General features: G+C 72.2%; 9 protein-coding genes. 3 read left to right on the top strand and 6 right to left on the bottom strand.

The genetic code is table 11. The annotated features are described in order from the left end of the window. Positions 1 to 700, bottom strand: a 700-nt coding sequence (locus AB0395_RS46540; RefSeq protein ID WP_366294287.1) for a YcnI family protein, incomplete at its 3' end; no start/stop codon positions are given. A 48-nt stretch (positions 701 to 748) separates the two neighbouring features. Further along, positions 749 to 1,273, bottom strand: a complete 525-nt coding sequence (locus AB0395_RS46535; RefSeq protein WP_366294285.1) for an MFS transporter — start codon at positions 1,271 to 1,273, stop codon at positions 749 to 751. A gap of 279 nt (positions 1,274 to 1,552) precedes the next feature. Between AB0395_RS46535 and AB0395_RS46530 the strand changes: the two genes are divergently transcribed. Both AB0395_RS46530 and AB0395_RS46525 read left to right on the top strand, forming a co-directional pair. Continuing rightward, on the top strand, positions 1,553 to 1,762 hold the full coding sequence (locus AB0395_RS46530; RefSeq protein WP_366294282.1) for a hypothetical protein: 210 nt from the start codon (positions 1,553 to 1,555) through the stop codon (positions 1,760 to 1,762). Between the two features lie 3 nt (positions 1,763 to 1,765). Then, positions 1,766 to 2,110, top strand: coding sequence for a DUF1036 domain-containing protein (locus tag AB0395_RS46525; RefSeq protein WP_366294279.1), 345 nt, complete (start codon positions 1,766 to 1,768; stop codon positions 2,108 to 2,110). Positions 2,111 to 2,322: 212 nt separating this feature from the next. On the opposite strand, the gene AB0395_RS46520 is transcribed toward AB0395_RS46525, so the two are convergent. Genes AB0395_RS46520 through AB0395_RS46505 form a run of 4 tightly spaced genes read right to left on the bottom strand, consistent with a single transcriptional unit; the run spans position 2,323 to position 8,435 of the window. After that, positions 2,323 to 6,063 (bottom strand): hypothetical protein, encoded by a 3,741-nt coding sequence (locus AB0395_RS46520; protein ID WP_366294276.1) that lies wholly within the window; start codon positions 6,061 to 6,063, stop codon positions 2,323 to 2,325. 58 nt (positions 6,064 to 6,121) lie between these two features. Continuing rightward, entirely contained in the window at positions 6,122 to 6,907 is a 786-nt protein-coding gene (locus AB0395_RS46515) for an ATP-binding cassette domain-containing protein (protein ID WP_366294274.1), read from the bottom strand. 5 nt (positions 6,908 to 6,912) lie between these two features. Then, entirely contained in the window at positions 6,913 to 7,701 is a 789-nt protein-coding gene (locus AB0395_RS46510) for an ABC-2 family transporter protein (RefSeq protein WP_366294271.1), read from the bottom strand. 47 nt (positions 7,702 to 7,748) lie between these two features. After that, positions 7,749 to 8,435, bottom strand: coding sequence for an ABC-2 family transporter protein (locus AB0395_RS46505; protein WP_366294289.1), 687 nt, complete (start codon positions 8,433 to 8,435; stop codon positions 7,749 to 7,751). Positions 8,436 to 8,829: 394 nt separating this feature from the next. On the opposite strand from AB0395_RS46505, the gene AB0395_RS46500 reads away from it, so the two are divergent. Continuing rightward, positions 8,830 to 9,777: a serine/threonine-protein kinase gene (locus AB0395_RS46500; protein WP_366294268.1), complete on the top strand. Its 948-nt coding sequence runs from the start codon at positions 8,830 to 8,832 to the stop codon at positions 9,775 to 9,777. Positions 9,778 to 9,812: the final 35 nt, after the last annotated feature.

Here is a 9,812-nt window from a genome sequence, read left to right as displayed (position 1 = left end):
CCGCGCCGCCGAGCAGGCGGGCGGTGCCGTCGGAGGAGGACGCCTGCTCGGCGGCGACCGGCGCGACGGAGAGGCCGGGCTCGGCCGCGGACATGGTGGTCGACGCGGCCGGGGCCGCGGACGGGCTCGCCGAGCCCGCGCCGTGCTCGTCTCCCTCTCCCGAGGCGGGCGTGAGCTTCAGGGTCGGCACCGGGTGGTCGGCCTCGGAGCCGTCGGCCTTCGGCGGGTCGACCCACTTGACGACCTCACCACCCGTGTAGCCCTGGGTCGTGGGGAAGGTGAGCTGGTCGGTGTCCTTCGGCAGCATCCCCATGGACACCTCGAACTCCTGGAACTGGCCCGGGTCGATCTTTCCACCCGACCAGGTGACCTTCGTGACGGCCTCGGTGACCTCGCCGTACTCGGTGGTCACCGGCTTGGGCAGCTTGCCCCGGACGATCTTGACGTCCCAGCCGGGAACCGGCTTGACCGAGACGAACGGCAGCGGGTGGTCGGTGGGGAAGGCGACCTCGACCTTTTCGGTCGAGGCGTTGTCCCGCTCGTTGGGCACCCGGAAGGCGACCTTGGTGAAACCCCCCTGCTCGGCGCTGCCGGGGTTGATGCTCACGTGCGCGAGGGCGGGGAGGGCCAAGCCCAGGGTGAGCGCGGTGACACCGGCGGTCACGGCGACGGCACGGCGGCACACTGAGGAAACGGACATGCGGATTCTCCACTTCGAGATTTGGGTCCTGCGGTGACGGGAGGTGACTCAGACGGCGGGAAGTGGAGGACCGCGTCTGCTGACGGTGTGACGGAGCAGCTCCCGCACGGGAGCGGGCGCGACGGCGGGGAAAACCGCGCGCGGGGGAGCGGGGACGGCGGGCGGCGGGAACAGGCGGAACGCCGCGCCCAGCCGCCGCCCCGCCGCGCGGAGCAGCGCCCACAGGGCGGCCTCGCCGCGAGCCAGCCACCAGCCGGTGACCAGCGTGGCGGTGAGGTGCGCGAGGAGCATGCCGAGGTTCTCGCCGAGCCCCCCGCCGTGGGCGTGCACGGCCAGGGAGATCCCCGAGGGGTCGTCGAAGGCGAACAGCTCGTGCAGGAACAGCTGCATGGCGGACAGGCCGACGCTGATCGCCGTGGCCGACCGCTCACGCCCCGCCAGCGCCGCGGTCACGGCCATGACCGTGGCGCCGCCCGCCGCGACCGCCAACGGCGCCGGTCCCGAGCCGCCCGCGGCCAGGTGGCCGAGTGCGGCGAGCGCCACGCAGACGGCCGAGAAGGCAGCCGTGCGCATGAGGCGTAACGGGAGGCGGGCACGCATGATGCCCCATATGTTCTCACGCCCCCGCACCCCCCGTCTTTTCGGGTTTTGCTGACAGGGCGGTGGAGTTCTCGTCAGCGCGAACGTCCTGATCGTGCGGGGCGGGAGAGTGCGGGCGGGCCTGCGCCGGGACCCGCGCGGCCGGGACGCTCGTCGCCCACGGGTGTGCCACAGCCCCTCTTTACACACCCGTGACTCTAACTGTACGTTGTTGCTCGATCACCCTACGCATTCAAGAGATAGAGGTGAGACATGCCCGACAACGGCACCGAACGTCATCCCGACCCCCGGGTGGCGTTCGTGGACGCCACGGGAGCCGACATCGGTGAGTCCAACGCACGTCCTGGGACCGCCGACCGAGTCGCCGTCGCCGCCAGCGCCGACGACCACCTGCCCCCTCTGGCGGACGAGCAGCTCGACGCCCGGCCGCTGGCCCAGCGCTTCGCGGAACCGGAGGAGTAGACCATGGAGCTGCACTTCCGTAACCGCTACAGTTCCAAGGTGTGGGTCGCGATCATGTTCTACAGCCCGGACGGCTGCCGCGACTACGGTCAGTGGGGCACCCGTGGCTGGTGGGCCATCGACCCCGGTGGTGAGGCTTACGTCATCAACACCAACAACCGCTACGCCGCGTTCTACGCGGAAGCCGCGAACGGCGCCGTCTGGACCGGTCCCTACGGTCCGTTCTACGTCTACCAGAACGCCTTCGACTCCTGTGTCAACATCGGCAGCACCGCTGCCAGGCGGGTCGGCGCCCGACTGGTCGACCTGAACGGTTACTCGCGCTACTACGTCAACCTCGTCGCCTGACGCGGGAAACCCCTCCGGCCCCATGCGCTCGATTCCATGCCCCCCCGATCGCCGTGAGCGCGCGCATCGGGCATCGCCCGCGGTAGCGGGCGTCCACGAACCCGGCACTCATCGGCCGGGCACCGGCATCTGCGACCCGGGGCCCGGGGGTCGGTGACGCCCAACCGCGAGACGATGACCGGCCTGATCCATGATCAGGCCGGTCATTGCGGTCAGGGGCCCGCTTCGTGGAGGAAGATGGCGCGCTCGTCATGGCTCAGGGCACGCGTCGTACGACTCGCCGCCAGCGAGAGCAGGCCGGGCACCGGACCGCACACCTCGCAGGTCCAGATCCTGATGGTGCCGTCGCCGTGCGTGGTGACCAGGCGGCCGTCCGGGAGGTGGGTGACGGCCTCGACGGAGGCGCCGAAGCCGCGGAACACGATCGCGTCCGTCGTGCCCGTGACGGACCAGACGCGGACGGTGCCGTCGGTGCCCGCGCTGACCAGGCGCCGCCCGTCGGGGCTGAACGACAGGCTCCAGGCCGCGCCCTGGTGTCCCCGCAGGACGGTCGGCGTGCCGTGGCCCTCCGTGTCCCAGAGGCGGACGGTGCCGTCGCTTCCCGAGCTGGCGATCCTGCGTCCGTCGGGGCTGAAGACGGCCGTCCAGACGGGACCCTCGTGCCCGGTGAGGACCAGTGGCCCGGTCCGGCCCGACAGGTCCCAGACGCGGACGGTGCCGTCCCAGGAGGCGCTGGCCAGCCTGCGTCCGTCGGGGCTGAACGAAACGGACTTCACCAGGTCCAGATGGCCGGTCAGGGCGCGGGGCGTGCCGGTGCCGTCGGCGTTCCACAGACGGATCGTCCGGTCGCTGCCCGCGCCGGCGACGGTCCGCCCGTCGGGGGAGAACGCCGCGTTCATCATCGGTCCCGATCCGCCGCGCAGCACGACGGGGGCGCCGCCGCGGCTCCAGTCCCACACCCGGACCGTTCCGTCCCGCGAGCCGCCCGCGACCCGTGTCCCCTGGCGGCTCGTGGCCAGTCCCATGATCCCGTCTGCGCCTCCGCGCAGCACGACAGGTGTGCCGCTGCCGTCGGTGTTCCAGACCCGCACCGTGTTGTCGCCGCCGCCGGAGATCACCTGCCGTCCGTCCGCGGCGACCTCGGCGGTCCAGGCGCCTCCCGGGTGACCCGGCAGCACCACGGGGTGGCCTGGACTGACCGGATCCCACACGCGGACGGTGCCATCGTCGCTGGCGCTGGCCAGCAGGGTGCCGCCGGGATCCGGAGCCGTAGCCCACACGGTTCCGTCATGGCCGCGCAGGATGAGCGGGTGGACGCCGCTCGCCGCGTTCCACACCCGGATCGTGCCGTCCTCCCCGGCCGTGACGACCTGGCCTTCCCGGGTGAACGCCACGTTGTCCACGCTGCCGTCGTGGCCGCGCAGCACCATGGGGTCGCCGGAGCCGCCGAGGGGCCAGACCCGGGCGGTGCCGTCCGTCCCGGCGCCGGCCAGGCGGGTGCCGTCCCGGTCGTAGGCGAGGTGGTCGACCGAGCCGGTGTGCCCGCGCAGGATCTCCGGTTCGCCGCGGCCGTCCGCGCCCGTGATCCGGACCGTCCCGTCGCTTCCGCCGGTGGCCAGGTGCCGTCCGTCCGGGCTGAACGCGACGGCGAGCAGCGGTCCTCCGGGGCCCTGGACGGTCACGGAGTCCGTCGGGTCGTCCACCGCCCACAGCCGCACCGCCCCGTCGTCGCCGACCGCGGCCAGGCGGCGTCCGTCGGGACTGAAGGCGATGTCGCGGGCGCTGCCTCCGCCTCCGTTCAGCACGACGGGGGCCGAGGCGGCGTCGTCCACCGTCCACAGCCGCACCGTCCCGTCGTGGCCGGTACTGGCCAGGCGGCGCCCGTCGGGGCTGAAGGCCAGGGCCAGCACCCATCCACGATGACCGCGCAGCGTGCCGGTCTGGCGGCTCGCCGCGGGGTCGGCCCGGTTCCAGTCCCAGAGCCGCACGGCTCCGTCCGCGCCGCCGCTGGCCAGGCGGCGCCCGTCGGGGCTGAACGCGACGCCGTAGACGGGGCCCGTGTGCCCGCTGGGCAGCGTGGCGCGCAGCCGTGACTCCAGGGTCGCCTGGCGGAGCATGGTCTCGGTCTGGGGGGTCGCCGCGATGTCGTACGCCTGCCGGGCCAGCAGGAGCGCCACCTCGGGGTCGAGCGAGAGCTGCTCCCTGGCGTTGGCGACGAGCTGCCAGGAGAAGGCCAGGTCCCGTTCTGCCGCGGCGTGGTCCGCCTGGCGCAGCGCGACGATCGCGAGCGCGCTGACCAGCGCCAGCACCAGGCCCGCCCCGGTCAGCGCGAGCCGCAGGCGTCCGCGCCGCGCCGCCGACTCGCCGTCCCGCGCGGCGAGGCTGAGATCGAGGAACTCCCGCTCCCGTGAGGTCAGCCCGGCCCGTGACCCGGCCGCCCACTCCTCGGTCGCGTCCAGCCGCACCCCCCGGTAGAGGGCCCCGGGGTCGCGGCGGAGAGACTCCCAGGTCGCCGCCGCCTGGCCGAGCTGGCGGTGCAGGCGCAGGCCGTCCCTGTCCTCCTCGAGCCACGCGCGCAGCCGGGGCCACGCCCCGATCAGCGCCTCGTGGGTGATCTCGACGCTCTTCTCCCCGAGGGTCAGCAGGCGGGCCTTGGCCAGGTGGTTCAGGATCTCGGCGGTGGCGGGATCCTCGCCGAACTCCGCGGCCTGGACGCGGCGCCGGGTCGCGACTCCGTCCTCGTCGACGTCGGTCAGCCGCAGCAGCACGCGCCGTGCGAGGTCTCCGTGGATCTCCTCCAGGTCCGCGTAGACCTCCTCGGCGCTCTGCGCGACGGCGCCGCCCATCCCGCCGGCCGCCTGGTATCCCGCCAGGGTGATGGTGGTGCCGCGCCGCCGCTCCCACGCCTGCAGCATGGCGTGCGAGACCAGCGGCAGCGCGCCGGGCCTGCCCGCGGCGTCCGCGACGATGGTGGAGACCAGCGCGTTCTCCACCATCAGCCCCATCTGCTCCGCGGGGCGGGTCACGGCCTCGCGCAGCTCGGCCGCGGTCATCGGGCCGACCAGGAACTGGGCGTCGCGCAGGGCGGCCACCAGGGCGGGGTGCTCGGCGCAGCGAGCGTAGAAGTCGGCCCGCACGCCGATCACCACGCGGGCGCCGTGGCCCTCTTGCGCGGCGGCGAGCAGTCCCGAGATGAAGGCGTCACGCTCGTCCGCCGAGGCGCACAGCGTGAACACCTCCTCGAACTGGTCGGCCACGATGAGCAGTTCGTGGCCCGGGGGACGGGCGGCCAGTGCCTGCCGTACCGCGAGAGCGGTGCGGGCCGGATCCTCGGCGAGGTCGGCGAGGAGCGGGCCCGCGGGCGTCCCCGCGGCCTTGGACAGGTGGGCCGCGAGTTCGGCGAGCGGGCTGCAGCCGGGCGTCAGCAGGATCGCCGACCGGTCCCGGCCGGTGACGGCGGGCACCATTCCCGCTCTGATGAGCGAGGATTTGCCGCAGCCCGACGGGCCGAACACCGCCAGGAAGCGGTGGTTGTTCACCCGGTCGGCGAGCTCGCCGGCCAGCCTGGCGCGCCCGTGGAAGCGGGCGGCGTCCTGTGGTTCGTAGGCGGCCAGCCCCCGGTACGGGGCGGTGCCGCCGCCGGGCGGTGGCATGCCGCCGGTGAGTTCCTCGGAGAGGGCCGTCCAGCGGTTCCGCCATTCGGCGCGGTCCCCGCCGCAGGCCTCGACGTAGGCGAGGGTGACCGCCAGGCTGGGAAGCCGCTTGCCGCCCGCCGCCTCGGAGAGGGTGCTGGTGGAGAAGTGGGCCCTGCGGGCGAGCTCCCGGTAGCTCGGGCGCCCGTTCTTCTCCCGCAGCAGCCTGAGGTCGGCGGCGAACCGGGAGAGGCTTCCTTCGGTGGGATCCAGTGCTCGTTCTGGTCGTGGAATTCCGGTTACCCGCCCCTCTCGCGACAACTCGGTCCGTTCGCCGTTGATTGTCAGGGATTTCCTGTCGAACGGACAACCCTTGTGGTCAGGGGGGTGTGGCCTCACCCGCGCGCGGCATGCTCCCCCCGGTGTAGAGGTGGGCGACCACGTCCTCGATGGAGTCCTCGTCCGGCGCGGTCGCGCGCAGGTCGTCAAGGGTTCCGTCGAAGGTCAGGCGGCCGTGGTCGATGAGCATCACGCGGCGGCAGAGTTTCTCGATGTCGCCCAGATCGTGGGTGGTGAGCAGGACCGTGGTCCCGCGCTCGGCGTTGATGCGGCGCAGGAACTCGCGCATGGCGGCCTTGCTGACCACGTCCAGGCCGATGGTCGGCTCGTCGAGTACGAGCACCGCGGGGTCGTGGAGGAGGGCCGCGGTGACGTCGCCGCGCATGCGCTGGCCCAGGCTGAGCTGGCGGACCGGGGTGTTCATGAACCCGGCCAGGTCGAGCAGGGTGGTCAGCTCCTCAAGCCTGCTGCGGAAAACGGTGCGATCTACTTTGTAAAGGTGTCGGATCAGTTCAAAGCTGTCCCTGAGCGGCAGGTCCCACCACAGGGTGGTCCGCTGGCCGAAGACGACGCCGATCCTGCGGGCGAGAGCCGTACGGCGCCGCGTCGGGTCGAGCCCGGCCACCTCGACCCGGCCCGAGGTCGGCGCGAGGACACCGGTGAGCATTTTGATCGTGGTGGACTTTCCCGCGCCGTTCGGGCCGAGGTAGCCGACGAACTCTCCGGTCCCGACGGTGAACGACAGGTCCTGTACGGCGTGCACCGTCCTGCGCGCGCGACGGCGGCCGACGGTGAACGAGCGGCAGACCCTTTCGACTTCGATCATGTGCGTCAACTCCCCGTTGAGCGGTAGCGGCGGATGCCCGCCCGCCAGGCGAGTACGGCGGCGCCGGCGAGGGCCAGGGCGGCGAGGGGGGCGGCGAACCGCAGCCAGTACGGCAGGCCGAAGGGATCTGGCCGGTCCAGCACGAACAGCGCGGGCTGCCAGTTCACGAACGCCAGCGGCACGATGAACGTCACCCCTTTGACGAGTTCGCCGCCGTAGACGCTCAGCGGGTACTGGGTGAGCGTGCTGCCGCCGTAGGTGAAGGCGTTGGCCACCTCCGGCGCGTTGACCAGCAGGAACTGCAGTGCGCCGCCGAGGGCGAAGATCGAGGTGAAGATGACGATTCCGCACAGGACCATCAGCGGGACCATCCAGGCCCTACTCCAGGACAGGCCGAGGCCGGGCATGGCGATGGCGAGCACGACCGTGGCCTGGATGGTCCGGCCGAGGCGGTGCACGCCGAAGCGGTCGACGGCCATTTGGACGAACGCGCCGGCCGGGCGGATGAGCATGGTGTCGAAGGTGCCGGTCTTGATGTGCTGGCTGAGCCGGTCCACGTTGCCGAAAAGCATGTCGCTCAGCGCGAAGGACAGTCCCGAGGTGCCGTAGAGGAACATCACCTCGGCCCGGTTGAACCCGGCGAGGGACCGGGTGTGCTCGAAGATCACCCAGATCGCCACGACGTCGAGCGCGTTGACGGCGAACGAGCCGATCGCCAGCATGGCCAGCGATCCTGGATACTGGGCCGACGCTCTCACCCACGTCCAGGCCAGCAGGATATAGGTCCTGATCATGTCAGCCGTTCGCCTTCCTTCCCGGATCTCTCTGGGCGGTCGTGCCGTCAGCCACCCTGGATCACCACCTTGCGGCGGGCGGCGAGGGTGACCAGGGCGCCGAGCGCCAGCAGCGCGACCGCCCAGGCGGCCTGGAAGCCCAGTGCGCCGAGGATGTCCCGCTTGCCGAGATAGAGGTCGGCGGGGACCTGGACCATCGCCGACCAGGGGAGCGCCTGGGCGAGGGTGCCGAGCCAGCCGGGGAACAGGTTGAGCGGCAGCACCATGCCGCTGAAGAAGAATGTCAGCACCAGTGACAGGGACTGCACCCCCTTGTCGTCGATGATCCAGCAGGCGGACAGCGCGATCAGATAACGCCAGCCGAAGCTGACGACGACCCCGAGCGCGAAGCCCGCGGCGAAGGAGAGCCAGGTCATCGGGTCGACGGGGACGACGAGGCCGAAGAGGGCCGCGCCGACGACCGTCGGCGGCAGGCTGCGCAGCAGGAACAGGTAGGCGGCCCTTCCCACGTCGTCGGCGAGGCTCCACAGCTGCAGTGAGGCCGGCCGGACGAGGTCGACGGCGACGTCACCGCTCCGCACGCGCCCTGCCAGGTCCAGGCCGCCGCCGAAGACCTGCATCGGCCCGATGAAGGCCTGGCTGAGGAAGCAGAAGGTCACGGCGTCGGTGATGTCGTATCCGGCGAGTCCCGGCCGGGACTCCCACAGGGCGATCAGTACGTAGGCGCGGAGGATCCCGAAGACGGTGTTGGTGAAGGCTCCGGCGAGGGCGGCGGCTCGGTAGGTGGAGTGGCGGCGGAAGCCGTACCAGGCGATGCGTGTGTAGAGGAGGAAGGCTGCCTCCTGGGAGAGATCGGGACAACCCTCCTATCGTTGTCGTCCCCCGGGGGCACGGCAACGGGTTTTCGGGGACGGGCCGGTGCCGTACGGCGTGGCCACGTCCTTCCGCCGAGCGCCGCACTACCTCTGTGGCATCACCGGTTACTTACCTTGAGGGATGATTCGCCTTACCTTCCATACCCCTTCTGACAGGTCGGGGGCGAAGGTCTCTCCGGTTTCGCCACAGTGTGTTTGCCGCACCGCGTACACGAGAGGCTCAACCAGGATGGCACGTGGCGGAACTGGTCCCATGAACGGCATGCCGCCCGGTGTGCGGCCCCTGACCGTCGGGGACCCGGTCATCATCGGCCGCTACCTGCTGCTCGGGCGCCTCGGCGTCGGCGGGATGGGCGTGGTCTACCTGGCCGAGCACCCGCAGGGGGGAGTGGTCGCGCTCAAGACGCCGCATCCGGCGCATCTGCACGACGCCACCCTCCGTGCCCGTTTCGCGGAGGAGGTCATCTTCTCCCGGCGGGTCGTGCCCTTCTGCACCGCCGCGGTCGTCGAGGACGGCATTGACGGGGAACGGCAGTATCTGGTCTCCGAATACATTCCCGGGCCCGCGTTGTCGCAGGTGATGGCCTCGCGCGGCCCGCTTCCCCCCGACCTCGCCTACGGCGTCGCCCTCGGGGTCGCGGCCGCGCTGGTCGCGGTGCACGAGGCGGGCCTGGTCCACCGCGATCTCAAGCCCGGCAACGTGCTGCTGTCGGCCGCGGGGCCGAGGCTGATCGACTTCGGCATCGCCAGGGATGTGGACACCCTCGCCGCGCACACGGAGGCGGGGCAGGTCATGGGCAGTCCCGGCTGGGTGGCTCCCGAGCGGCTCACCGGCGGTCCCGCGCTGCCCGCCTCCGACGTCTTCGCCTGGGGGTGCCTGGTCGCCTACGCCGCCACCGGCCACCATCCCTTCGGCGCGGGTGAGGCCGATCTGCTGGCCCGCCGCGTCCTGGTCGAACCACCGCGCGTCGCCTCCGTGCCCGCCCTGCTGCGTCCTGCGGTCGAGGCCTCGCTCGTCAAGGATCCCGCGCTGCGGCCCACGGCCGCCGACCTGCTCGGCGCGCTGCTCGCCACCGGGGGCGTCGGCGCTCCGCAGGATGTCCGCCAGGCGGTCGCGGACGTGCTGGCGGACATCTGGACGCCAGTGCCGTGGCCGCCGGAGCCCCGGCCGCCCCCCGCCCCGCCGCGGCTGCTGACCTGACCGACGCCGGTCAGGCCGGGGACGGCGACCGGGGA

The sequence above is a fragment of the Streptosporangium sp. NPDC051023 genome (genome assembly GCF_040689595.1).
GTDB lineage: Bacteria > Actinomycetota > Actinomycetes > Streptosporangiales > Streptosporangiaceae > Streptosporangium.
This window is presented reverse-complemented; position numbering and strand designations above follow the sequence as displayed.